Origin of the sequence: Pseudaquabacterium inlustre, assembly GCF_038066595.1 — a bacterium.
In the GTDB taxonomy this organism is placed as follows: Bacteria; Pseudomonadota; Gammaproteobacteria; order Burkholderiales; family Burkholderiaceae_C; genus Pseudaquabacterium; species Pseudaquabacterium inlustre.
In genome coordinates this window covers 139,485-162,061 of sequence record NZ_JBBUTH010000003.1, presented here as the reverse complement: position 1 = coordinate 162,061, position 22,577 = coordinate 139,485, and the positions used below count along the sequence as shown (strand labels likewise).

The window sequence follows — 22,577 nt, the reverse complement described above, 5'->3', positions numbered from 1 at the left end:
CCGGAGCGGCCGCGCGCTCGGCCGGTCGCGCCGTTCAGGTCAGCGGGCGGCGCCGGTCACGGTGGCCACATAGCGCGCCACGGCCGCCATCTCGGCCTCGCTGAGCTTGCCGGCGAACGACGGCATCGCGCCGAAGCCGCTGCGCAGCACCTTCAGCACGCGGGCGGCATCGGGCTGCAGTTCGTCCAGCACCGGGCCGATCTGGCCTTCGGCGCCCGCGTCGCGCAGCGTGTGGCACAGCGCGCACGCGGGCTGGGCCTTGTGCACGAACACCTGCCGGCCCAGCGCCAGCTCGGCATCGCCGCCCTGGGCCAGCGCGCCGGCCGCGGCCAGCAGCAGGGCGGCGCCAGCGACAGTGGCCGCGTGGCGCCCGTGCCGTGCCGGCATCAGGCCACCACCACGGTCAGCGCGTGGTCGGCCCAGCTGTTGTTGTTGTAGCCGCCGGCGTTCTCCTGCCGGTCCTTGGGCTGCACCTGGCCGGTGGAATCGGTGGCGCGGCTCACCAGCTTGTGCGTGCCCGGCGCCAGGCGCGCCTCGACGGCGAAGTTGCGCCAGGCATAGCGGCCCAGGTCGGGGCCGACGAAGCGCGCCGGCAGCCAGCTGCTGCCGCCGTCCACCGACACCTCCACCGCGAACACCGCGTGCACGCCGCCGAAGGCCACGCCGGTGATCTGCACCGGGCCCGCCTTCAGCGCGGCGCCCTCGCCCGACGGGCTGTTGATCCAGCTCTTGACCGCCATCTCCTGCACCGAGGGCTGGCTGGGGTCGCCCTTGCCGCCGGGCGGGCTGATGCGGTAGCCGTGCGACATGATGCGCGCGTCGCTCTCCTGCGCCGTGAAGGCCAGGCGCTTGATGTACTTGACGCTGTTGACGCCGGTGTAGCCCGGCACCACCAGGCGCAGCGGGCCGCCGTGCGCCAGCGGGATGGGCGCGCCGTTCATCTCCCAGGCCAGCAGCGCGTCACCCATCACGCTGAGCGGCACCGAGCGCTCGACGATCACGCTCTTGGGGTCCACGCCCTCGGGCAGCTTCTCGCCGCCGGTGCCGGTGACGAATCGCATGCCCTCGGCCACGCCGCCCAGCGCCGCGGCCACGCTGCGCAGCGGCACGCCGCTCCACAGCACGCAGCCGGCGGCGCCCACCGTCCAGGGCGTGCCGCTGGGCTTGCTGGGAAAGTAGCCGCGGCCGTTGCCCGAGCACTGCAGCACCATGGCCACCGTCTCCACGCCCAGGCCCTTCAACTCCGCAAGGCTGAAGCTGCGGGGCGACTTGACGCCCTCGATGGCCACCGTCCAGGCGTCGCGGTCGGCCACGATGGACGCATCGGGCGCCGGCAGGTTGTTGCGGATGTACAGGCGGTCGACCGGCGTGATCGGGCTGGTGCCGAAGGCGCTGCGGCGCGTCTCGATGGTGGTGCCGCTGTGCTGGATCAGCGCGGCCGGGTCCTTCCAGGCCACGTAGGCGGGCAAGGGCCTGGCGGCGGCCGGCGCGGCGGGGGGCGCCGCCTGCGCGACCGCGTCCCGCGCGGCGCCCAGGCCCATGCCGGCCAGCGCCGCGGCGCTGCCGGCCATCAGGCGGCGGCGGCCGGGCTGCGACGGGCGGTCGGCGGCGGGGGCGTGTCCGCAGGCGTCTGGGGCATGGTCGGTCGGGGGCTCACGGCGCATGGGGGCTTCCTCGGCTGGGGGTGATGGCGGGGGTCCGCGCGCATTCTGCGTTGCGGCCGGCCGGCCCGCGATGCAGCGATACCCCTGGTTGCAAGCCCCTGCCGACCGCCCCGACCCCGACAGCCCGGCACGGTGGCACCATGTCGGGAGTTTCCCGGTGTGATTCTGTAATTACAGGATTACGATAGCACCCATGAGCGAACCGATCCCCCTGCGCGGCGTCTCGATGCACGATGGCGTGGCCGCCCGGCTGCGCGTTATGGTGTTCGACCGCGAACTGGCGCCGAGCAGCTTCATCGACGAGAACGCGCTGGCCGCGCAGTGGCAGATCAGCCGCACGCCGGTGCGCGAGGCGCTCAAGGTGCTGGCCGCCGAGGGCCTGGTCGACTGGGTGCCGCGGCGCGGTGCCCGCGTCACCGAGCTGGGCGACGACGATGCCGAGCAGCTGTTTCCGGTGATGGCCATGCTCGAAGGCCGCTGCGCGCTGGAGGCCACGCGCCGCGCCACGCCGGCCGATCTGTCGCAGCTGCAGCAGTTGCACGACCAGCTGGAACTGCACGCCGCCAGCGGCGACCTGGACGGCTACTACCGCGCCAATCACGACTTCCACACCCGCGTGCAGCAGCTGGCCGCCAACCGCTGGCTGGACCGCGCCACCGGCGACCTGCGCCGCTTCATGCGCCTGTGGCGCGGCCGCCAGTTGGCCGCGCCCGGCCGGCTGCAGGACTCGATCAACGAACACCGCGTGCTGATCGCGGCCATGCGCGGCGGCGATGCCGAACGCGCCGGCCGCGCCATGCACGACCACCTGATGGCCCAGCTGGCCGCGCTGAAGGCGCTGCAGCACCAGGAACAGAGCGAACGCCATGCCGGATGACACCCCGCCCCCTGCCGCCCCCGCCGTGAAGCCGCGGGCGCCGAAGCCCGCCACCAAAGCCGCCGTCACCAAGACCGCCGCAGGCAAGACCACCGCCAGCCGGCAGGCCCGCACCGAGGCCGACCGCGCACTGCGCCCGCTGCTGCAGGACTGCCGCCGCCTGCTGTCCGAGGACGGCGAGGCCAACGGCCCGGCCATCGCCCGCGACCTGATCGCACGGCTGGAGCCGCTGCTCGAGACGCCGCGCCACCCGCTGCTCGACCGCTTCTTCGAGCACCTGGCGCGCGACTTCTCGCCCGATCCCAAGAAGGTGCTGGCCGCCGCCGTGGCCTATGCCAATGCGCCGCAGCAGGCCGATGCGCTGCTGCAGCTCAGCCGCGTGTCCGAGCCGCCGCGCCAGGAGCTGCTGCGCCGCATCAACCGCGCGCCCGGCGGCTGCGCGGCGCTGGTGCGCCTGCGCCGGGCCCTGCTGGAGCGCCTGCCGCGCCAGCGCGGCCTGGCGGTGGTGGAGCACGACCTGCTGCACCTGCTGTCGAGCTGGTTCAACCCCGGCTTCCTGCAGCTGCGGCGCGTGGACTGGAACTCGCCCGCCCAGCTGCTGGAGCAGATCATCCACCACGAGGCCGTGCACGAGATCGACGGCTGGGACGACCTGCGCCGCCGCCTGCAGCCCGACCGCCGCTGCTTCGCCTTTTTCCACCCGCAGCTGCCCGACGAGCCGCTGATCTTCGTGGAGGTGGCGCTGGTGGACGCGATGGCCGACGCCATCGCCCCGCTGATCGACAAGAAATCCACCCCGCGCCCGGCCGAGGCGGCCAAGGTGGCGGTGTTCTATTCGATCAGCAACTGCCAGCCGGGGCTGCGCGGCGTGTCGCTGGGCAATTTCCTGATCAAGCGCGTGGCCGGCGAGCTCAAGCGCGAGTTCCCGCAGCTCAGCACCTTCTGCACGCTGTCGCCCATCCCCGGCCTGATGCACTGGCTGCACAACGCGCGCGATCCGGCCCAGGTGGGCCGCGCGCTGGTGGGCCTGCCGCAGCCGGTGACCGAGCGCGCCGTGCATGCCCTGGCCACGCTGCGCGAGGCCGCCGGCGACGACCTGGCCGGCCTGGGCCAGCTGGCCACGCTGCAGGCCCTGCCGGCGCCGGCGCAGCAGGCGCTCAAGCGCCTGGCCACGATCTACCTCACCCATGTCACGCCGCAGCCGCTGGGCGACCCCGTGGCGCGCTTCCACCTCGACAACGGCGCGCGCCTGGAACGCCTGAACGCGCTGGCCAACCTGGCCCCCAAGGGCCTGAAGCAGTCGGCCGGCCTGATGGTGAACTACCTGTACGACCTGCAGCACATCGAACGCCGGCACCAGCGTTTCGTGCGCGGCGAGGTGGTGCAGGCACGCGCCATCCAGAGCCTGATCTGACAATCACAACGACAGCGACCGGAGACACCATGACCCAGCACCCCACCCCTTCCCGCCGCCGCGCCCTGCTCGGCCTGGCCGCCGCCGCACTGGCCGGCAGCGCCGCCACGCCGATGCTGGCCCAGGCGCAGGCCTGGCCGAACAAGCCGGTGACCATCGTCGTGCCCTTCCCGGCCGGCGGTGGCACCGACGCCTTCGCGCGGCCGCTGTTCGCGGCCATGAGCAAGGCCGCCGGCAAGCAGTTCGTCATCGACAACAAGGGCGGCGCCGGCGGCACGCTGGGCGCCGGCATCGCGGCCAAGGCCGCACCCGATGGCTACACCTTCTTCATGGGCGCGGTGCACCATGCCATCGCGCCGTCGATGTACCCCAAGCTCGACTACGACCTCGAGCGCGACTTCGTGCCCGTGGGCCTGATCAGCAACGTGCCGCAGGTCATCGTGGTGAACCCGCAGCGCGTGCCGGTGGCTGACCTGAAGGGCCTGCTCGACTTCCTGCGGAAGAACCCTGCCAAGCTGAACTACGGCTCGGCCGGCAACGGCACCAGCCACCACCTGGCCGGCGAGCTGTTCAAGCTGCAGACCAAGACCTTCATCACCCACATCCCCTACCGCGGCGCCGGCCCGGCCCTGCAGGACCTGATCGCCGGCCAGGTGGACCTGATGTTCGACGGCCTGGGCTCGTCGGCCAACCACATCAAGGGTGGCCGCATCAAGGCCCTGGCCGTGGCCGGCCCGCAGCGCGCACCGGGCTTCCCCGACGTGCCCACCACGGCCGAGGCCGGCGTGCCCACCTACCAGGTGGCCACCTGGTACGGTCTGTGGGCGCCCAAGGGCACGCCGCAGCCCGTCATCGACGCGATGACCGCCGAGATGAAGAAGGCGCTGAACTCCGACGAGCTGAAGACCGTCTGGGCCGGCCTGGGCGCCCTGCCGCCCAACCAATGGGGCGCCGACTTCGGCCGCTTCGTGAGCAGCGAAACCAAGCGCTGGCACGAGGTGGTGAAGAACTCCGGCGCCAAACTCGACTGACACACAAGATGAGCGACAACCACAACCTCTTCGCGGCGCTGCGCGCCGCCTTCCCGGCCGATCTGGACAAGCCCGCCATCGAGGTGCTGGACGGCCCGGCCGCCGGCAGCGTCTACAGCTGGCGCGACCTGGACCGCGCCACGGCCATGATGGCCAACCTGATCGACAGCCTGGCCCTGCCGCCGGCCAGCCGCATCGCCGTGCAGACCGAGAAGAGCGTGGAAGCGCTGGTGCTGTACCTGGCCGTGCTGCGCGCCGGCCATGTGTTCCTGCCGCTGAACACGGCCTACCAGGAAGCCGAGATCGCCTACTTCATCGGCAATGCCGAGCCGGCGATGGTGGTGTGCGCGCCGAAGAACTTCACCTGGGTCAGCCGCATCGCCTTCAGCAGCGGCACGGCGCATGTGTTCACGCTGGGCGATGACCGCACGGGCAGCCTGCTGGAGCGCGCCGCGCACCACGGCGACCAGCACACCCCGGCCGTCAGGCAGGCCGACGAACTGGCCGCCATCCTCTACACCAGCGGCACCACCGGGCGCAGCAAGGGCGCCATGCTCAGCCACGGCAACCTGTTGTCGAACGCGCAGGTGCTCAAGTCGTACTGGGACTGGCAGCCCCGTGATGTGCTGATCCACGCGCTGCCGATCTTCCATGTGCACGGCCTGTTCGTCGCCAGCCATGGCGCGCTGCTCAACGGCAGCACGATGCTGTGGCTGAACAAGTTCGAGCCCAAGACGGTGATCGCGCAGTTCCCGCGCGCCACGGTGTTCATGGGCGTGCCCACGCTGTACGTGCGCATGCTGGGCGAGGCGGCGCTGACGAAGGCGCAGACCGCGCACATGCGCCTGTTCATCAGCGGCTCGGCACCGCTGCTGGTCGAGACCTTCGACGCCTGGACCGAGCGCACCGGCCACGTCATTCTCGAGCGCTACGGCATGAGCGAGACGGTGATGCTGACCAGCAACCCCTGTCGCGCGACGGACGGTGCGCGCCAGCGCGGCACCGTGGGCCCGGCCCTGCCCGGCGTGGGCGTGCGCGTGGTGCGTGACGACGGCAACGCCTGCGACACCGACGAGATCGGCCACATCCAGGTGCAGGGCCCCAACGTGTTCGCCGGCTACTGGCGCATGCCCGAGAAGACGGCCGAGGAGTTCACCACCGACGCCTCGGGCGGCCGCTGGTTCAAGACCGGCGACGTGGGCAAGCGCGCGGCCGACGGCTTCATCACCATCGTGGGCCGCAGCAAGGACCTGATCATCAGCGGCGGCTACAACGTCTACCCGGCCGAGATCGAGGGCTTCATCAACGAGATGCCCGGCGTGGCCGAGAGCGCGGTGGTGGGCGTGCCGCACCCCGACTTCGGCGAGGGCGTGATCGCCGTGGTGGTGGCCAAGCCCGGCGCCACGCTGGACGCCGCCGCCATGGTGGCCAAGCTCAAGACACAGATCGCCAACTTCAAGGTGCCCAAGCACCTGTTCGTGGTGGCCGACCTGCCGCGCAACGCCATGGGCAAGGTGCAGAAGAACCTGCTGCGCGACCAGCACAAGGGCCTGTTCGCGTGACCACGCCCGGCGCCCCGCAGCCCGACGGGCCGGGCGCCAACCCGGCCACCGACCGCTGCCCGCGCTGCGGCGGTGGCTTCCAGTGCGGCATGCAGGGCCCCGCGCCCTGCCCCTGCACCACGGTGCAGCTCACCCCGGCGCTGCAGGCCGCGCTGCGCGCACGCTACACCGGCTGCCTGTGCCTGGCCTGCCTGCAGGCGCTGGCCGCCGGTGCCGCGCCCTGAGCGCCTGACGCACCCGGCGGATTCGCCCCGGAAAGCCCGCGCTCATCGCGGGTTTGCGGCCGGCACCCGGCGCCCACACTGGCGCCCTGTTGCCATCCGCCCGAACGCACCGCCCCCGGCCTGAACCTGGCCGGACAGCGCGCTGTCCCGGGCCGCCGCCCGAGGACGCCTTCCGATGACCCCGCTGCTCCGCGCCCTGTGCGCCGCCGGCGCCCTGCTGTTCGCGCTGGGCGCGCCTGCCCCGGCCCTGGCCCTGGCCGCCCCGGCGGTGATCCAGGCCGATCTGGCATCGGGCATCGCCGCCTTCGACGCCGCGGTGGCGGCGCAGCCGGCTGCGCTGCACACCCAGACCCTGCGCGACCTGACCGATGGCGCCCGCCAGTTCGACCTGCCCGGCGTGCGCATCACCGCGCTGGACGGCCGGCCCCACCTGGTGGACGAGGACTACGCGGCCCTGCGCACGCTGGCCCTGCCCGGCGCCATGAGCGGCTGGGCCATCGGCCTGGAGCCGCAGGCGCCGGTGGACCGCTCGGGCCTGCGCTTCCACTTCGCGCAGCCGGTCACCGCCTTCGGTCTGGAGATCGGCGACTGGGGCACCTGCTGCTTCGCCTCCAGCCTGTACATCGCCTTCGAGGGCGGCGCCACGGTCGCCGTGGGCACCGCGCACTCGGCGGCCGACAACCCCGGCTGGGCGCTCAACGGCCAGTTCACGCACTTCGTCGGCGCCATCACCTTCGGCGCCGGCGCGACCGACGTGACGCTGTACGGCGACGGCATCGGCGACTACCTGGTGGCCGGCGGCACGCTGCGCTGGGCCCTGGCCGCGACCAGCGGTCTGCCCGACCTCGGCAGCGCAGGCGCCGGCGGCGGCATCGCCGCCAGCGTGCCCGAACTGCACCCGCGTGCGCTGCTGCTGGCCGGCTTGATCGCCCTGCCCTGGCTGTCGCGCCGGCGCGTGCGGCCGCTGCCGGTGCGCCGCCTGCGCTGACGCGGCAGGCCCACGCCCCGGGCTGATCCCGGTGGGGATGTGCCAGCCTGCGGGTTAGGCTGGCGACATGACCGCCAGCCCCCTGCCCTGCGACGCGAGCGAGATCACCGACCTCGACGCCCACGCCCTCTCGGCCGCCATCCACGCGCGCCGGCTGTCCTGCCGCGAGGTGATGGCCGCCTACCTGGCGCGCATCCACCGCCTGAACCCGGCGCTCAACGCCATCGTCAACCTGGCGCCCGACGAGCGCCTGCTGGCCCAGGCCGAGGCCTGCGACGCCGAGCTGGCCCGCGGGCACAGCCGGGGCTGGCTGCACGGCATCCCGCAGGCCATCAAGGACGCGGCCATGGCCGAGGGCTTTGCCACCACCGTGGGCAGCCCGCTGCTGGCCGATGCCGTGGCCCCGCGCGACGGCCTGATGGCCGCGCGCATGAAGGCGGCCGGCGCCATCGTCATCGGCAAGACCAACATGCCCGAGCTGGGCCTGGGCTCGCACACCTTCAACCCGGTGTTCGGCGCCACGCCCAACGCCTGGGACGCCACAGTCAGCGGCGGCGGCTCCAGCGGCGGCGCGGCCGTGGCCCTGGCCCAGCGCCTGCTGCCGGTAGCCGACGGCTCCGACTTCATGGGCTCGCTGCGCAACCCGGCGGCCTGGAACCATGTGTTCGGCCTGCGCCCCAGCCAGGGCCGCGTGCCGATGTGGCCGGCCGCCGACACCTGGATCAGCCAGCTGGGCACCGAGGGCCCGATGGCACGCACGGTGCGCGACCTGGCCGCGCTGCTGGCCACACAAGCCGGCCATGATGCGCGCGCACCGCTGTCGCTGGACGACGGCGCCGACTTCACGCTCACCGCCGCCGATGCCGACCCCGCCTCGCTGCGCGGCCTGCGCATCGGCTGGCTGGGCGACCTGGGCGGCCACCTGCCGGTGGAAAGCGGCATCCTGCCGGTCTGCGAAGCAGCGCTCCGGCGCTTCGAGGGCGCCGGCGCCCTGGTGCTGCCGGCCCGCCTCGACATCGACCTGGACGCCGTGTGGCAGGCCTGGCTGATGTGGCGCCGCGCGCTGGTGGCGCCGCGCGTGGCCGGCCTGCTGGCGCTGCAGCCGCGCGACGGGCGCCCGGCCCGCGCGCACATCAAGCCCGAGGCCTTGTGGGAGCACGACCAGGCCCAGGGCCTGGACGCCATGACCCTGCTGCGCGCCAGTGAGACGCGCACGCGCCTGCACGCGGCGATGCTGGCGCTGTTCGAGCACGTGGACCTGCTGGCCCTGCCGGTCACGCAGGTGTGGCCGTTCGCCATCGGCGAGCGCTGGCCGCAGCAGGTGGCCGGCCGCACGATGGACACCTACCACCGCTGGATGGAGAGCACGCTGTACGCCACCTTCGCCGGGGCGCCGGCGCTCAGCCTGCCGGCCGGCTTCCATGCCAACGGCCGCTGGCCGGCCGGGCTGCAGCTGATCGCGCCGCCGCGCGCCGACGCACGGCTGCTGCGGGCGGCCGCGGCCTACGAGACCCTGGCCGCCGAGCTGCTGGCCCGCCGCCCGCCCGCACCCTGAACGGCCGGCATGCCCCTGGCCGGCGCCGTGGGGCCTCCTTGACGCCCGGCGCGGGGAATGACATGGATCAATGCCCGCCCCTGGCGCCCGCGCACGGGGCGGTGCAGCATCGCGCCTCGTCAAGACGCCGTCACGCCTGCCGCTCACCCTGCGCGGCAGGCCGCCACGGCCACGCGAAGGAGACCCGCATGTCCCAACGCCCCGCCCCGGCGCGGCCGCGCGCCCCGCACCCGGTGGCCCCGGCCACCGCCGCCCGCGCGGCGGCCGATCTGGCGCACCGCATGCAGCATGTCTATGCCGTGGTGCTGGCCGGCGGCCGCGGCTCGCGGCTCTATCAGCTGACCGACCGGCGCGCCAAGCCGGCCCTGCCCTTTGCCGGCAAGCTCAACATCATCGACTTCGCGCTCAGCAACTGCGTCAACTCGGGCATCCGTCGCGTTGGCGTGCTCACGCAGTACAAGGCGCAGAGCCTGATCCGCCACATCGAGCGCGGCTGGGGCTTTCTGCAGTCGGCGCTGGGCGAGTTCATCGACGTGGTGCCAGCGCAGCAGCAGCTCGACGAGCGCTGGTACAGCGGCACCGCCAACGCCGTGTGGCAGAACCTGGAGATCGTGCGCGAGGCGCGGCCCGAGTACGTGCTGATCCTGGCCGGCGACCATGTCTACAAGATGGACTACGCGCGCCTGCTGGCCGACCACATCGCCGCTGGCGCCGATGCCACGGTGGCCTGCATCGAGGTGCCGCTGGATCAGGCGCGCGGCTTCGGCGTGATGAGCGTGGACGAGGCCGACCGCATCACCGCCTTCACCGAGAAGCCGGCGCAGCCGCAGCCGATGCCGGGCAAGCCCGGCAGGGCCCTGGCCAGCATGGGCATCTACGTGTTCGGCACCGAGTTCCTGTGCGAGAAGCTGGCCGCCGACGCGGCCAACCCCGACTCGCGCCACGACTTCGGCCACGACATCATCCCGCGCCTGGTGGCGCGCGGCCACCATGTGCTGGCGCACCGCTTCACCGAGAGCTGCGTCAACATGGTGGGCGACCAGCCCTACTGGCGCGATGTGGGCACGGTGGACGCGTACTGGGAGGCCAACCTCGACCTGACCCATGTGGTGCCGGAGCTGAACCTGTACGACGACGAATGGCCCATCCTGAGCCTGCAGCGCCAGGTGCCGCCGGCCAAGTTCGTGTTCGACGACGAGGGCCGGCGCGGCAGCGCGATGGATTCGCTGGTGTCGGGCGGCTGCATCGTCAGCGGCGCCACGGTGCGGCGGTCCATCCTGTTCTCGAAGGTGCGCGTGGCCGAGGCCAGCCTGATCGAGGACTCGGTGATCCTGCCCAATGTGCAGATCGGCCGCCGCGTGGTGCTCCAGCGCGCCATCGTCGACAAGGGCTGCGTGCTGCCCGACGGCTTTCGCGCCGGGCTGAACGTGGATGAAGACCGCGCGCGCTTCCACGTCAGCCCGCGCGGCGTGGTGCTGATCACGCCCGACATGCTGGCCGCGCCACGGCCGGGCGAGATCCCGCCCGCCGCGGCCGCGCGCTGGGCCGACACCGGCGACGACTCGGCCCCCATGCCGCTGCACACGCTGTAGACCGACGCCGCCCCCCCAAGCTGTGGCGCGCCTGGGCGCGGCCAGGCCGGGGCGCGCGGGCTATGCTGGCCGCCCGCCCTTGCAGGAGCCGCCATGGCCATCGCCCGTCCCGGTTATGCCCGTCAGCCCGCCCTGGAACTCGACGGCCGCTTCGCCGGCTGGCTGCGCAGCCTGCAGCCGCCGGGCTACCAGGTCGACACGGTGGTGGCGCCGCTGGGCCCGAACGGCGCGGCGCGCCTGGCGGCCAATGTGGGCATCACGCCGATGGCCGCCGAGTTCGACCTCCACCAGCCCGGCCCGCTGCTGGACTGGGCGCTGTCGCTGCCGCGCGCCAATGGCGTTGCGCGTGCCGGCGCCGGCCTGATGTTCGACATCGATCTGAAGCTCAACCGCCGCATCGCCTGGAGCGACGGCTGGCTCACCGAACTGCGCCTGCCCACGCTGGACGCCACCAGCAAGCTGCCGTTCACCATTGGCCTGACCTGGCAGCCCGGCGCCGTGAGCTATCCCAAGGTCAGCGCCGAGGCCGTGCCCGGCGCCACCACCGTGCGCAAGAAGGGCCCGCTGCGGTGCAACTACCGCGTGCAGGGCCTGCCCTTCGACAGCCGCTGGGTGACGCGCGTGGCCCTGCCGACGGTGAGTGCTCGGCTGGCCGAGGAGGCGCACGGCCTGGGCCGCCTGCCCAGCCGGCACCAGAGCTCGGTGCAGATGGGCGAGGTGCGCCTGGACCTGGCGGCCGCCGGCCGCGACGCCGCGCTGGCCTGGGTGGGCAAGACCATCGCCGACGGCGTGATCGCCGACAGCGAGTACCTGTCGCTGACCATCGACCTGCCGGATGCCACGCAGAAGAACGTGCTGGCCAGCCTGACGCTCAGCGGTTGCGGCCTGCTGGGCTACAGCGAGGAGGCCCTGGGCGGTGGTGACGAGGCGCTGCCCGGCGTGTCACTGCGGCTGGCCGTGGGCAGCCTCGACCTGAAGGTGAACGGCTGAGGCAAGCTCACCGCGGGCGGCCGGATGCGCCGCCTTGCGCATCCCCTTGTGCATCCCCTTGCGCATCCGCCAACGCGCCCTGCAGGCGCTGGGCGATGGCGCTGCCCGGCTCCACCTGCTTCAGCGCACGCGCCCAGTGCTGCGCCGCCAGCGCCTTGTCGCCACGGTCGAAGGCGATGGTGCCGGCCAGCGCCAGGGCCTTGACGTTGTCGGGGTCCAGTTGCAGCGCGCGGGCCACCAGGCGCGCGGGCTCGCCAGCCAGCTGGCGGTTCTGCACCGCGCCGGTGGCATCGGCCAGATCGGCCAGGGCCTGGGCATCGTCGGGCCGCAGTGCCACCACGCGCTGGTAGGCCGCCAGCGATTGCTGGGGCTTGCCCAGCACCGCGTACGAGCGGCCCAGCATGGCCCAGCCCTCGGCGTCACCGGGCTCACGCTGCAGGCGCTCGGCCAGGCGGGCGGCCATGGCCTCGAACTGCGCAGGGCCGAACTGGTGCGGCGCATTGGCCGCGCTGTCGGCCGGGCCGGCCTGCCAGCCCGCCGGGTGGCCGCGCCAGGCATAGCCGGCCGCGCCGAACACCAGCACGAAGGCCACCAGGCCCAGCACCAGGCGGCGGGACGGACGCGCCGGCTGCGCCGGCGCAGCCGCTTCGGCCAGGGCCAGGGCAGCGGGATCAGCGGGGCTCGTCGTCATCGGGGGTCTCGGGGTCGAAGGCCTGGTCGCCCAGGCGCTGGCGGCGGCGCAGCACCGCGGCCAGCGTGCCCAGGGCCGCCACCAGCAGCACGCCGGGGCCGGCCCACAGCAGCGCCGTGCTGGCCTTGAACGGCGGCCTGTAGAGCACGAAGTCGCCGTAGCGCGCGGTCATGTAGTCGCGCACCTGCTGGTCGCTCAGGCCGCGCGCCAGCATCTCGCGGATCTGGCGGCGCAGGTCCTCGGCCAGGCCGGCGTGCGAGTCGGCAATGGTCTGGTTCTGGCACACCAGGCAGCGCAACTCGGCAGCCAGCGCCATCATGCGGGCTTCCAGTGCGGGGTCGATGGCGGCGGACGGGGCCTCGGTGCTTGCGGGTGCTGAAGCCGGCTGGGCCGTGGCCAGGCCCGGCAGTGCCAGCGCCGCCACCAGGCACAGCGCCGCAGCGGGGCGGTGAAGCTCAAGCATCGAGTTTCCTCAGCAAGGGCTCGATGCGATCCTTCAAGACTTCGGGCGTCAGCGGACCGATGTGCTTGTAGCGGATGACACCGGCACGGTCGACGACAAAAGTTTCGGGCACGCCGTAGACACCGTAGTCGATGCCGATGCGGCCGTCGGGGTCGAACACCGAATCCCGGTACGGATCGCCCCGCGCCTTCAACCAGGCCAGGCCGGCGTCGCGCTGGTCCTTGTAGTTCAGGCCGATCAGCGGCGTCTTGGCACGGCGCGCGAAGTCCACCAGCACCGGGTGTTCGTCGCGGCAGGCGCCACACCAGCTGGCCCACACATTCAGCAGCCACACCTGGCCCAGCAGGTCGTCACGGCGCAGCGTGGCCTCGGGCCGGGCCAGCGCGGGGGCCTGGAAGAATGGCGCGGGCTTGTCGACCAGCGGCGACGGCACCTCGCGCGGATTGAGGTTCAGGCCCAGCGCCAGGAACACCACCAGCGCCAGGAAGATGCCCAGTGGCAGCAGGAAGCGGGTCATGGTGCGGCCTCCGCCGCCGGCGCGGTCAACGTGCTCGTGGTCTGGGGCACCGCCTGCGCGGCCTTCGCCGCCACCCGGTAGCGCCGGTCACTCGCCGCCAGCACGCCGCCCGCCATCATCACCAGGCAGCCCAGCCAGATCCAGCCGATGAAGGGCTTGTGCTGGATGCGCACGATCCAGTCGCCCTGCGCACCTCCGGCAGTGTGGGCGGCTTTCACCTGCTCACCCATCGACACATACAGGTCGCGCAGCAGCGTGCTGTGCACGGCGGCCTCGGTCATCGGCATGGTCTGCACGCGGTAGACGCGCTTCTCGGGGTACAGCACGGCCACCAGCCGGCCGTCGCGTGTGACCTCGATGCGCGCCTGCGCGGCGTCGAAGTTGGGGCCGGTCACATCCTGCAGGCCGGTCATCGTGAAACGGAAGCCGGCCACCTCGGCGTGTGCGCCGGGCGCCATGCGCACGTCGCGCTCGGTCTCGTAGGTCTTGACCATGGCCACGCCGGTGGCGAACACCGCCACGCCCAGGTGCGCCAGCCACATGCCCACCAGGGCGCGCGGCAGCAGGCGCGCACGGCCCCATGCCGAAGCACCCATGCCGGGCTTGCCGCGCAAGCGGCCGACCAGTTCGACCAACACGCCGCCGGCGATCCACAGCGCCAGTGCCAGCGCACCGGTGGTGGCTGGCGCGATGCGGCCATGCGCCCCACCGATGGCCAGCGCGCCCAGCAGCGCAACCGGGGCCACCCAGCCGACACGGCGCAGCAGCGGCGCGGCCTCGTCGGTCTTCCAGCGCACCAGCGGGCCCACGCCCAGCAACAGCAGCAGCGGCGCCATCAGCCAGCCGAACACGGTGTCGAAGTACGGCGGGCCGACCGAGATCTTGCCCAGGCCCAGCGCATCCAGGAACAGCGGGTACAGCGTGCCCAGCAGCACCGCACCGCAGGCCACCAGCAGCAGCATGTTGTTGACCAGCAGAGTCGTCTCACGGCTGAGCAGGCCGAAGCGCTGGCCCAGGCCCACGCTGGGCGCCCGCCAGGCGAACAGCAGCAGCGAAGCGCCGATCACCACCACCAGAAAGGCCAGGATGAACAACCCGCGCCGCGGATCGGTGGCGAACGCATGCACCGAACTCAAGACGCCCGAGCGCACGAGGAAGGTGCCCAGCAGCGACAGCGAGAAGGCCAGGATGGCCAGCAGCACCGTCCACACCTTGAAGCTGCCGCGCTTCTCGGTCACGGCCAGCGAGTGCATCAGCGCCGTGCCCACCAGCCAGGGCATGAAGCTGGCGTTCTCCACCGGGTCCCAGAACCACCAGCCGCCCCAGCCCAGCTCGTTGTAGGCCCACCAGCTGCCCAGGCCGATGCCGAAGGTCAGGCACACCCAGGCGGCCGTGGTCCAGGGCCGGGTCCAGCGCGCCCAGGTGGCGTTCAGGTCGCCACCCAGCAGCGCCGCGATGGCGAAGGCATAGGCCACCGAGAAGCCCACATAGCCCATGTAGAGCATCGGCGGATGCGCCACCATGCCGAGGTCTTGCAGCAGCGGGTTCAGATCGCGCCCGTCGTCGGCCGCCGGGATCAGGCGCTCGAAGGGGTTGGACGTGGCCAGCAGAAACAGCAGAAAGCCCGCCGCCACGCAGCCCAGCACACCCAGGATGCGCGCCAGCACCGGCTGCGGCAGGCGGCGGCTGAACAGCGCCACGGCCACCATCCACGCATCCAGCATGGCCACCCACAGCAGCAGCGAGCCCTCGTGCCCGCCCCACACCGCGGTGATGCGGTACAGCAGCGGCAGCGCGGCGTTCGAGTTGCTGGCCACGTACAGCACCGAAAAATCGTTGCGCACGAAGCTGGCCACCAGGCACGCGAACGCGCCACCCACCAGCAGCGCCTGCGCGCCGGCCAGCGGCCGGGCCAGCGCCATCCAGTCGGCGCGGCCGCGCTGCGCGCCGGTCAGCAGCAGCGCGCCCTGGGCGATGGCGGCGCCCAGCGCCAGCATCAGCAGCAGATGGCCGAGCTCGGGGATCATTTGCCGGCTCCAGGTTGTGCCCCCACCAGCGTGCCGGCCATCCTGGCCTTCACCTGGTCGGCGCGCTGCAGCGCATCGGCGGCCTCGGGCGGCATGTAGTTCTCGTCGTGCTTGGCCAGCACCTCGCGGGCGGTGAACACGCCGTCTGCGCCCAGTTGGCCCTGCGCCACCACGCCCTTGCCTTCCTTGAACAGGTCGGGCAGCACGCCTTCATAGCGCACCGACACGGTCTGCGCGGTGTCGGTGACGGCAAAGCGCACGGTCACACCATCGCGCTGCAGGCTGCCGGCCTGCACCAGGCCGCCGATGCGGAAGGTGCGGCCCTGCGGCGCCTCCTTCGCGGCGATCTGCGTGGGCGTGTAGAAGAACACCAGGTTGCTGTTGAAGGCATTGAGCACCAGGGCCACGATGGCGCCCACGGCCACCAGCACGCCCAGCACGATGGCGGCGCGGCGGTGCCTGGGCTTCACGGCGCTCATTCGCCCATCTCCGGGTTCAGGGCCAGCGCACGCGCGGCCTCGGCCGCGCGGCGCAGTCGGGCACGCACCCGCAGCACCTCGGCCACCATCATCAGCGCCGTCACGCCATAGGCGCTCCACACGTACAGGCCGTAGCCGCCCATGTGCCAGAAGGCCTGCCACGATCCCCAGTTCATGCCTGTTCTCCACGGGTGAGCCGCGTGCGCACCCAGTCGCTGTCGGCTTCCTGCTCCAGCACGATGGCCCGCGCGCGGGTGAACACCACGGCAAAGCTGTAGGCCCAGAAGGCCAGCGTCATCAGCCCCATCGCCAACAGCATGGTGCGGGCCATGGTGGGCGCGGCAGTCATGCTGATGCTGGAGCCCTGGTGCAGCGTGTTCCACCACTTCACCGACATGTAGATCACCGGCACGTTCACCGCACCCACCAGGGCCAGCAGCGCGCCGGCGTTCGCGGCGCGGCGCGCGTCGTCGATGGCCTCGGTCAGCGCGATGTAGCCGCCGTACATCAGCAGCAGGATGAACTCGCTGGTCAGGCGCGCGTCCCACACCCACCAGGTGCCCCAGGTGGGCTTGCCCCAGGCGGCGCCGGTCCACAGCGCCAGCACGGTGAACAAGGCCCCGGTGGGCGCCAGCGCGCGGGCGTACATCGAGGCCATGCGCGCATTCAGCATCCAGCCCCAGGCGGCCCAGAAGGCCATCACCAGGTAGATCAGCATCGACATCCACGCCGCCGGCACGTGGATGAAGATGATGCGGTAGGCCTCGCCCTGCTGGAAGTCGGTGGGCGCCAGGCGGAAGCCCACCCACAGCCCGGCCGCGGTGAACAGCACGGTGGCCACCCACAGCCAGGGCAGGCAGGCGCCGGCCAGCGCATAGAAGCGCGACGGGGCGGCAAAGGTGGTCAGGCGCAGGGTCACGGCAGGGGCTTCAATCGAGAGAAATGCGCAGCGCGGCCACGGTGGCCAGCGGCAGGCCCAGCAACGCGGCGATCAGCAGCGCGCCCAGCAGCGAGCAGTGCGCCTGGGCCGACTGCCCACCCAGCACCGCGCCCACGGCGCCGGTGCCGAAGATCAGCACCGGCACGGTCAGCGGCAGCACCAGCAGGAACACCAGCGCCGCGCCGCTGCGCAGCCCCAGCGTGAGGGCCGCGCCCACCGCGCCCAGCAGGCTGAGCGTGGGCGTGCCGAGTGCCAGCGTGGCCACCAGCATGGCCGTGCCATCGGCCGGCAGGTCGAACAGCAGGCCCAGCAGCGGCGCGGCCAGCACCAGCGGCACGCCGGCCGTGAGCCAGTGCGCCAGCACCTTGCCGGCCACGGCGGCCACCAGCGCCGGCAGGCCGCCGGGCGCCAGCAGCATCTGCTCCAGCGAGCCATCGGCGTGGTCGCCGGCGAACATCTGCGTCACCGACAGCATGGCCGCCAGCAACGCGCACACCCACACCACGCCGGGGGCGATCTGGCGCAGCGTCTGCGGCTCAGGCCCCACGCCGATCGGGAACAGGCCCGCGGCCACGATGAAGAAGCCCAGCGGCAGCAGCGCCTCGATGCGGCGGCGGCCGGCCAGGCGCAGGTCGCGCCGGGCCACAGCCCAGAGGCAGGATCCGGTGGCCATCAGGCGGCGGCCCGGTCGGCGCTGCGCGCAGGCGCAGCACCCAGGTCGACGGTGTGCAGGCCGGCCAGCGGCACGGCCTGGTGGCTGGTGAACAGCACCGCGCCACCGCGCGCGGCCTGGGCCTGGATCAGCGCGGCCAGCGTGGCCACGCTGGCCTGATCGAGCGCGTCGAAGGGCTCGTCCAGCAGCCAGGTGCAGGGTGTGGCCTCGTCCAGCGCCAGCCGGGCCAGTGCGCCGCGGCGGCGCTGGCCTTGCGACAGCGTGCGCACCAGCGCCCCGGCGCGCGAGGCCAGGCCCAACCGCTCCAGCGCTGCGGTGGCACGGCGCTGTGGCGCATCCAGGCCCTGCAGCTGCGCCAGAAAGGCCAGCGCCTCGGCCAGTGTCAGATCGTCCTTCAGGGCATTGGCGTGGCCGATGTAGTGCAGGCGCTCGCGCGCCGCATCCCCCGCGCGCGCCAGCGGCTGGCCGTTCCACAGCACCTGGCCCTCGGCCGGCGCCGACAGGCCGGCCAGGATGCGCAGCAGGCTGGTCTTGCCGCTGCCATTGGCGCCGCGCAGCCAGGTCAGCCGGCCGGGCGGCAGCGTCAGGTCCAGGCCGCTGAACAGGCGCCGCCGGCCACGCCGGCAGGCCAGGGCCTGGGCGGCCAGGGTGCCCGAAGGCGCAACGGTGGCGGGCGAGGAAGTCACTGCGGGCCATGCTAGCCAGCCGCCCCAGTCTGGGGCTTGATGTTGGTCAAGCGCCGCCGGGGCCTGGCGGGCATCGCCGACAATGCGGCCCCGATTCCGCTGACCACGATGCGCCTCGCCGACCTTCTTGACCGACTGCACGCGCTGGGCGCCGGCCCGGCCCATGTGCAGCGCGTGCTGCGCCACTGGGTGCAGGCGGCCGAGCACGACCGTGGCGCGCACGCGCCCGAACACTTCTATCCCAAGCCCCTGCTCGAAGCCCTGCCCGGCCTGCGCGACGAGCTGGCCGGCCTGGCGCGCCTGAACGCCAGCCACCCGGGTGAGGACGGCTCGGCGCGCCTGCTGGTGGGCCTGCACGACGGCCAGATGGTGGAAAGCGTGCTGCTGCCTGTTGGGCCCAAGGGCGGCGGCGTGTGCGTATCCACCCAGGTGGGCTGCGCCGTGGGCTGCCGCTTCTGCATGACCGGCCAGGGCGGCCTGGTGCGCCAGCTGGGCAGCGCCGAGATCGTGGCCCAGGTGGTGCTGGCGCGGCGCCAGCGCGCCGGGCTGCAGAACGGCGTGCGCCGCGTGGTCTTCATGGGCATGGGCGAGCCGGCGCACAACCTCGACGAGGTGATGGACGCCATCGAGGTGCTGGGCACGGCCGGCAACATCGGCCACAAGGAGCTGGTGTTCTCCACCGTGGGCGATGCGCGCGTGTTCGAGCGCCTGCCGGCCGGGCGCGTGAAGCCCGCACTGGCGCTGTCGCTGCACACCACCAAGCCCGAGCTGCGCGCCGATCTGCTGCCACGCGCGCCGGCGCTGACGCCGGCCGAGCTGGTGACGCTGGGCGAGGCCTACGCGCAAGCCACCGGCTACCCGATCCAGTACCAGTGGACGCTGCTGGAAGGCGTGAACGACGGCGACGACGAGCTCGAAGGCATCGCCACGCTGCTGACCGGCAAGCGCGCGATGATGAACCTGATCCCGTTCAACAGCGTGGAAGGCTCGGGCTACCAGCGCCCCAGCTGGGAGCGCGCCGCCGAGATGGCGCGCTGGCTCAACCGCCGCGGCGTGCTGACGCGGCTGCGCCGCTCGGCCGGGCAGGACGTGGATGCCGGCTGCGGCCAGTTGCGGGCGCGGGCCGAGCGGCCGGCGCGCGGCGGCCAACGCGTGATCGGCATCGCGCCGTCGGCCTGAGCGGGAGACGCCGCGCTCAGCGCCGCCGCACCACGCGGCCGGTCGTTGCCTCCGTGCCCGCCACCGCAGGCCGCTCACCCACATAGGCCGCACGCGGCCGGATCAGGCGGCCCTGCGCGCGCTGCTCCAGCGCATGGGCGATCCAGCCCACCGTGCGGCCGATGGCGAACAGCGCGAAGGCCGCGCCCTCGGGCAGGCCCAGCGCATGGCGCAAGGCCACCAGCGCGAAATCGACCGTGGGCGCCCAGCCGGTCTGCGCCTGCACCTCGCGCAGCAGCCGCGTTACCGGCGGGTGGGGCGGCAGGCGTTCCAGCAAGTGGCGCGCGCGCGGATCGCCCTGCGGATAGAGCGGGTGGCCGAAGCCAACGGTGAAGGCAGTCTCGCGCACAACCCTGCGGCCCGACCCCTCCACCGGCGGCGCGACCAATGCCCCCACCAGGCGGCGCAGCCGCCGCGCATCGCCGGCGGCGTGCATCCACTCAGGCCAGCGCACCTCCAGCCGCGCCGTCACGCCGCCATGGCGCGGGCCTGACAAGGCGCCCAGCCCCGACAGCACGCAGGCCGGCAGGCCGGCCCCGGTGGCGGCCACGCAGCGTGCGGTGAAGCTGGAGGCATTGAGCTCGTGGTCGGCACACAGCACCAGCGCGCGGCGCAGCAGATCGGCCTGGGGATCGTTCAGCTGCCACACGGCCTGCAGGCGCCGGTGCAGCGGCGCCGCGCGCAGCCGCGCCGAGGGCACGGCGCGCTGCGAGGTGGCGGCTCGCATCGTGGACAGCAGAGCCAGCGCTTCGGCGATGGCGGCATCGGCCGAGGGCTGCGCCGCGGCGGGCCTCGCAGCGCCCTCGGCGCTTGCCAGGCTCTGCGCCGCCAGCAGCGCCTGCATCGTGGCCAGACTGCGCTGCGGCCCAGGGGTGGCGGCCGTGCGCCACGGTGCCAGAAGCCGTGCGGCGGGTTCGGCGCCCAGCACCTCGGGCTGAACCGCCAGGCGCGCCAGGTCGGCCACATCCACCTGCCACAGCAGCGCAGCCACTTCCTCCAGCGTGGCGTGGTCGGCCAGTGCTTCGGCATCCTTGCCGCGGTAGTGCAGGCGGCCGCTGTCGATCAGCGTGAGGGATGAACTCAGCACCGGCAGGCCCCAGTCCAGCGTGGCCTGCGCGGCCTGGCGCGGGTTGCGCGCGGCGCGGCGCTGGGCGGCCAGGCGCAGCACGCTGTCGGCGCGGTAGCGGCTGCGGCGCGCGCCGGGGCCGTTTGCCGATTCAGCCTCGCGCTGCAGCAGCCCGCGGCTGACATAGGCATACAGCGTGGCGCGGCTCACACCCAGGTGGCGCGCGGCCTCGTCGGCGGTCATCCAGCGGTCGGTGGGGGTCATGGGTGGCGCGGCAGAACGCTCACATTGAAAGTTTTCATCGACAGCGCCGTCCACCGCGCAGGCAGGTTGATCGGCCCGATCAAGATTGACGCCGCGGCGGCGGCGCGCGTGAAATGGTCGCACGATCCCGCCACCGTTCCCGAGTCGCCATGCGCCCCACCCCGCCGCCCGACATCCCGCCTCAACCAGAGCCCGCCGACCCGCCGCCGGTGGCCGCCCCGCAGGCGCTGGCCGCGCTGTGGCAGCTGGCCGGCCTGCCGCCTGCGGCGCTGGGCCAGGTGGACCTGCCCGGCAGCGGCCAGCCGGTGCTGCCGTCCTCGTTCGCGGTGGCCACGGCCGCGCAATCCAGCCTGGCGGCCGCCGCGCTGGCCGCCGCCGAGCTGTGGCACCTGCGCCAGGGCGGCGGCGCCGAACGCCAGCGCGTGACGGTGGACGCCACCCATGCCACGCTGGACAGCACGGCCTGGTTCACGCTGGACGGCGTGCAGCCGCCGATCTGGGACAAGCTGTCGGGCCTGTACCGCTGCGGCGAGGCGCTGGGCACGCCGGGCTGGGTGCGCATCCACGCCAATTTCGCCCACCACCGCGATGGCGCGCTGACGCTGCTGGGCCTGCCGCCCGGCCCCGACACCGAGCGCGCGCAAGTGACCGAGACGCTGCGCCACTGGCGCGCCGAAGACTTCGAGACCGCTGCCGCGCAGGCCAACCTGGTGGTGGCCGCCGCGCGCCGCTTTGCCGAATGGGACGCGCACCCGCAAGGCCAGGCACTGGCGCACACGCCACCACTGCGCATCGCGCCGATCGACGGCGCGCCGCCGGCCCCGCCGATCCACTGGCGCGGCCTGCGCAGCGGTGAACGCCCGCTGACCGGCCTGCGTGTGCTGGAACTCACCCGCATCCTGGCCGGGCCGGTGGCCGGGCGCACGCTGGCCGCGCACGGCGCCGACGTGCTGCTGCTCAATTCGCCCCATCTGCCCAACATCGAGGCCATCGCCGACACCAGCCGCGGCAAGCGCTCGGCCCATGTCGATCTGGCCACGGCAGACGGCCGCGCCACGCTGGCCCGGCTGCTGGGCGATGCGCATGTGTTCCTGCAGGGCTACCGGCCCGGCGGCCTGGCGGCCAAGGGCTTCTCGCCGCAGGATCTGGCGCGGCAGCGGCCCGGCATCGTCAGCGTGGCCCTGTCGGCCTACGGCAGCAACGACGGCCGCAGCGACAGCCCCTGGGCGCAGCGCCGCGGCTTCGATTCGCTGGTGCAGACGGCCACGGGCTTCAACTGGGCCGAGGCAGAAGCCGCCAACTTGGACCAGCCGAAAGCCATGCCGCTGCAGATCCTGGACTACGCCGCCGGCTACCTGCTGGCCTTTGGCGCCCAGGCCGCGCTGTGGCGCCAGGCGCGCGAGGGCGGCAGCTGGCAGGTGGAGGTCAGTCTGGCCGGCGTGGGCCGCTGGCTGCGCAGCCTGGGCCGCGTGCCCGGTGGGCTGGCCGCGGTGGCGCCCGATGTGGCGCCCTACCTGGATGCGCCGCAGGCCAGCGGCTTCGGCCAGCTTCAGGGCCTGCGGCATGGCGCCCAGCTGTCGCTGACGCCGCCGTTCTATGACCGGCCGTCGATGCCGCCGGGCGCGCACCCGGCCGAATGGTTGCAGGACTGAGCCT

The 22,577-nt window shown here is 73.2% G+C and carries 23 protein-coding genes; 11 read left to right on the top strand and 12 right to left on the bottom strand.

From position 1 onward, the window contains the following. Positions 1-39 precede the first annotated feature (39 nt). Together sorU and sorT are read right to left on the bottom strand one after the other, a co-directional pair. Entirely contained in the window at positions 40-387 is a 348-nt protein-coding gene (gene sorU / locus AACH10_RS06020) for a SorU family sulfite dehydrogenase c-type cytochrome subunit (protein ID WP_341409463.1), read from the bottom strand. After that, a complete protein-coding gene (sorT, locus tag AACH10_RS06015; RefSeq protein ID WP_341409881.1) occupies positions 387-1,571 on the bottom strand; it encodes a SorT family sulfite dehydrogenase catalytic subunit in 1,185 nt (394 codons plus the stop codon). Before sorT ends, sorU begins: the two co-directional genes overlap by 1 nt. 286 nt (positions 1,572-1,857) lie before the next feature. Here sorT and AACH10_RS06010 point away from each other — a divergent pair, with 286 nt between their 5' ends. The 9 genes from AACH10_RS06010 (at position 1,858) to AACH10_RS05970 (ending at position 11,897) form a co-directional block, all read left to right on the top strand. Next, positions 1,858-2,541, top strand: a complete 684-nt coding sequence (locus AACH10_RS06010) for a GntR family transcriptional regulator (RefSeq protein ID WP_341409462.1) — start codon at positions 1,858-1,860, stop codon at positions 2,539-2,541. Next, complete coding sequence (locus AACH10_RS06005; RefSeq protein ID WP_341409461.1) at positions 2,531-3,955, top strand: malonyl-CoA decarboxylase domain-containing protein; 1,425 nt, start codon at positions 2,531-2,533, stop codon at positions 3,953-3,955. The genes AACH10_RS06010 and AACH10_RS06005 overlap by 11 nt, the downstream gene beginning before the upstream one ends. A 29-nt stretch (positions 3,956-3,984) precedes the next feature. After that, positions 3,985-4,986 carry a Bug family tripartite tricarboxylate transporter substrate binding protein gene (locus AACH10_RS06000; protein WP_341409460.1) on the top strand — a complete coding sequence of 334 codons (1,002 nt, stop codon included), beginning with the start codon at positions 3,985-3,987 and terminating at the stop codon, positions 4,984-4,986. Positions 4,987-4,994: 8 nt separating this feature from the next. Then, complete coding sequence (locus tag AACH10_RS05995) at positions 4,995-6,548, top strand: malonate--CoA ligase (protein ID WP_341409459.1); 1,554 nt, start codon at positions 4,995-4,997, stop codon at positions 6,546-6,548. Continuing rightward, positions 6,545-6,772: a cysteine-rich CWC family protein gene (locus tag AACH10_RS05990; protein ID WP_341409458.1), complete on the top strand. Its 228-nt coding sequence runs from the start codon at positions 6,545-6,547 to the stop codon at positions 6,770-6,772. The genes AACH10_RS05995 and AACH10_RS05990 overlap by 4 nt, the downstream gene beginning before the upstream one ends. A 175-nt stretch (positions 6,773-6,947) precedes the next feature. After that, positions 6,948-7,760, top strand: coding sequence for a hypothetical protein (locus AACH10_RS05985; protein WP_341409457.1), 813 nt, complete (start codon positions 6,948-6,950; stop codon positions 7,758-7,760). A 67-nt stretch (positions 7,761-7,827) separates the two neighbouring features. Beyond that, complete coding sequence (locus AACH10_RS05980) at positions 7,828-9,315, top strand: amidase (RefSeq protein ID WP_341409456.1); 1,488 nt, start codon at positions 7,828-7,830, stop codon at positions 9,313-9,315. Positions 9,316-9,596: 281 nt separating this feature from the next. Further along, positions 9,597-10,907 (top strand): glucose-1-phosphate adenylyltransferase, encoded by a 1,311-nt coding sequence (glgC, locus tag AACH10_RS05975; protein ID WP_423228575.1) that lies wholly within the window; start codon positions 9,597-9,599, stop codon positions 10,905-10,907. A 93-nt stretch (positions 10,908-11,000) separates the two neighbouring features. Continuing rightward, positions 11,001-11,897, top strand: coding sequence for a hypothetical protein (locus tag AACH10_RS05970; protein WP_341409454.1), 897 nt, complete (start codon positions 11,001-11,003; stop codon positions 11,895-11,897). A gap of 7 nt (positions 11,898-11,904) precedes the next feature. Here the strand turns inward: AACH10_RS05970 and AACH10_RS05965 are convergent, their stop codons facing one another. The 9 genes from AACH10_RS05965 to ccmA are packed head-to-tail and all read right to left on the bottom strand — an operon-like array spanning position 11,905 to position 18,373. Next, positions 11,905-12,588 (bottom strand): tetratricopeptide repeat protein, encoded by a 684-nt coding sequence (locus AACH10_RS05965; RefSeq protein WP_341409453.1) that lies wholly within the window; start codon positions 12,586-12,588, stop codon positions 11,905-11,907. Continuing rightward, positions 12,569-13,051, bottom strand: coding sequence for a cytochrome c-type biogenesis protein (locus tag AACH10_RS05960; protein ID WP_341409452.1), 483 nt, complete (start codon positions 13,049-13,051; stop codon positions 12,569-12,571). Before AACH10_RS05960 ends, AACH10_RS05965 begins: the two co-directional genes overlap by 20 nt. Then, complete coding sequence (locus AACH10_RS05955) at positions 13,044-13,568, bottom strand: DsbE family thiol:disulfide interchange protein (RefSeq protein ID WP_341409451.1); 525 nt, start codon at positions 13,566-13,568, stop codon at positions 13,044-13,046. Before AACH10_RS05955 ends, AACH10_RS05960 begins: the two co-directional genes overlap by 8 nt. Next, positions 13,565-15,595 (bottom strand): heme lyase CcmF/NrfE family subunit, encoded by a 2,031-nt coding sequence (locus AACH10_RS05950; protein WP_341409450.1) that lies wholly within the window; start codon positions 15,593-15,595, stop codon positions 13,565-13,567. The genes AACH10_RS05955 and AACH10_RS05950 overlap by 4 nt, the downstream gene beginning before the upstream one ends. Beyond that, positions 15,592-16,065 carry a cytochrome c maturation protein CcmE gene (gene ccmE, locus AACH10_RS05945; RefSeq protein WP_341409880.1) on the bottom strand — a complete coding sequence of 158 codons (474 nt, stop codon included), beginning with the start codon at positions 16,063-16,065 and terminating at the stop codon, positions 15,592-15,594. The genes AACH10_RS05950 and ccmE overlap by 4 nt, the downstream gene beginning before the upstream one ends. Positions 16,066-16,070: 5 nt before the next feature. Continuing rightward, positions 16,071-16,250 carry a heme exporter protein CcmD gene (gene ccmD / locus AACH10_RS05940; RefSeq protein WP_341409449.1) on the bottom strand — a complete coding sequence of 60 codons (180 nt, stop codon included), beginning with the start codon at positions 16,248-16,250 and terminating at the stop codon, positions 16,071-16,073. Continuing rightward, positions 16,247-16,993, bottom strand: coding sequence for a heme ABC transporter permease CcmC (ccmC, locus tag AACH10_RS05935; RefSeq protein ID WP_341409448.1), 747 nt, complete (start codon positions 16,991-16,993; stop codon positions 16,247-16,249). The genes ccmD and ccmC overlap by 4 nt, the downstream gene beginning before the upstream one ends. Before the next feature lie 10 nt (positions 16,994-17,003). Continuing rightward, positions 17,004-17,687: a heme exporter protein CcmB gene (ccmB, locus tag AACH10_RS05930; RefSeq protein WP_341409447.1), complete on the bottom strand. Its 684-nt coding sequence runs from the start codon at positions 17,685-17,687 to the stop codon at positions 17,004-17,006. After that, on the bottom strand, positions 17,687-18,373 hold the full coding sequence (ccmA, locus tag AACH10_RS05925; RefSeq protein ID WP_341409446.1) for a cytochrome c biogenesis heme-transporting ATPase CcmA: 687 nt from the start codon (positions 18,371-18,373) through the stop codon (positions 17,687-17,689). Before ccmA ends, ccmB begins: the two co-directional genes overlap by 1 nt. A 108-nt stretch (positions 18,374-18,481) precedes the next feature. On the opposite strand from ccmA, the gene AACH10_RS05920 reads away from it, so the two are divergent. After that, positions 18,482-19,552 carry an RNA methyltransferase gene (locus AACH10_RS05920; RefSeq protein ID WP_341409445.1) on the top strand — a complete coding sequence of 357 codons (1,071 nt, stop codon included), beginning with the start codon at positions 18,482-18,484 and terminating at the stop codon, positions 19,550-19,552. Between the two features lie 16 nt (positions 19,553-19,568). Here the strand turns inward: AACH10_RS05920 and AACH10_RS05915 are convergent, their stop codons facing one another. After that, a complete protein-coding gene (locus AACH10_RS05915; RefSeq protein ID WP_341409444.1) occupies positions 19,569-20,921 on the bottom strand; it encodes a citrate/2-methylcitrate synthase in 1,353 nt (450 codons plus the stop codon). A 149-nt stretch (positions 20,922-21,070) separates the two neighbouring features. On the opposite strand from AACH10_RS05915, the gene AACH10_RS05910 reads away from it, so the two are divergent. Beyond that, a complete protein-coding gene (locus AACH10_RS05910; RefSeq protein ID WP_341409443.1) occupies positions 21,071-22,573 on the top strand; it encodes a CoA transferase in 1,503 nt (500 codons plus the stop codon). Positions 22,574-22,577: the final 4 nt, after the last annotated feature.

Coding starts and splice junctions, on each gene's coding strand:
- sorU (WP_341409463.1), bottom strand. CDS start 387: ATGCCGGCACGGCACGGGCGCCACGCGGCCACTGTCGCTGGCGCCGCC.
- sorT (WP_341409881.1), bottom strand. CDS start 1,571: ATGGCCGGCAGCGCCGCGGCGCTGGCCGGCATGGGCCTGGGCGCCGCG.
- AACH10_RS06010 (WP_341409462.1), top strand. CDS start 1,858: ATGAGCGAACCGATCCCCCTGCGCGGCGTCTCGATGCACGATGGCGTG.
- AACH10_RS06005 (WP_341409461.1), top strand. CDS start 2,531: ATGCCGGATGACACCCCGCCCCCTGCCGCCCCCGCCGTGAAGCCGCGG.
- AACH10_RS06000 (WP_341409460.1), top strand. CDS start 3,985: ATGACCCAGCACCCCACCCCTTCCCGCCGCCGCGCCCTGCTCGGCCTG.
- AACH10_RS05995 (WP_341409459.1), top strand. CDS start 4,995: ATGAGCGACAACCACAACCTCTTCGCGGCGCTGCGCGCCGCCTTCCCG.
- AACH10_RS05985 (WP_341409457.1), top strand. CDS start 6,948: ATGACCCCGCTGCTCCGCGCCCTGTGCGCCGCCGGCGCCCTGCTGTTC.
- AACH10_RS05980 (WP_341409456.1), top strand. CDS start 7,828: ATGACCGCCAGCCCCCTGCCCTGCGACGCGAGCGAGATCACCGACCTC.
- glgC (WP_423228575.1), top strand. CDS start 9,597: ATGCAGCATGTCTATGCCGTGGTGCTGGCCGGCGGCCGCGGCTCGCGG.
- AACH10_RS05970 (WP_341409454.1), top strand. CDS start 11,001: ATGGCCATCGCCCGTCCCGGTTATGCCCGTCAGCCCGCCCTGGAACTC.
- AACH10_RS05965 (WP_341409453.1), bottom strand. CDS start 12,588: ATGACGACGAGCCCCGCTGATCCCGCTGCCCTGGCCCTGGCCGAAGCG.
- AACH10_RS05960 (WP_341409452.1), bottom strand. CDS start 13,051: ATGCTTGAGCTTCACCGCCCCGCTGCGGCGCTGTGCCTGGTGGCGGCG.
- AACH10_RS05955 (WP_341409451.1), bottom strand. CDS start 13,568: ATGACCCGCTTCCTGCTGCCACTGGGCATCTTCCTGGCGCTGGTGGTG.
- AACH10_RS05950 (WP_341409450.1), bottom strand. CDS start 15,595: ATGATCCCCGAGCTCGGCCATCTGCTGCTGATGCTGGCGCTGGGCGCC.
- ccmD (WP_341409449.1), bottom strand. CDS start 16,250: ATGAACTGGGGATCGTGGCAGGCCTTCTGGCACATGGGCGGCTACGGC.
- ccmB (WP_341409447.1), bottom strand. CDS start 17,687: ATGGCCACCGGATCCTGCCTCTGGGCTGTGGCCCGGCGCGACCTGCGC.
- AACH10_RS05920 (WP_341409445.1), top strand. CDS start 18,482: ATGCGCCTCGCCGACCTTCTTGACCGACTGCACGCGCTGGGCGCCGGC.
- AACH10_RS05915 (WP_341409444.1), bottom strand. CDS start 20,921: ATGACCCCCACCGACCGCTGGATGACCGCCGACGAGGCCGCGCGCCAC.
- AACH10_RS05910 (WP_341409443.1), top strand. CDS start 21,071: ATGCGCCCCACCCCGCCGCCCGACATCCCGCCTCAACCAGAGCCCGCC.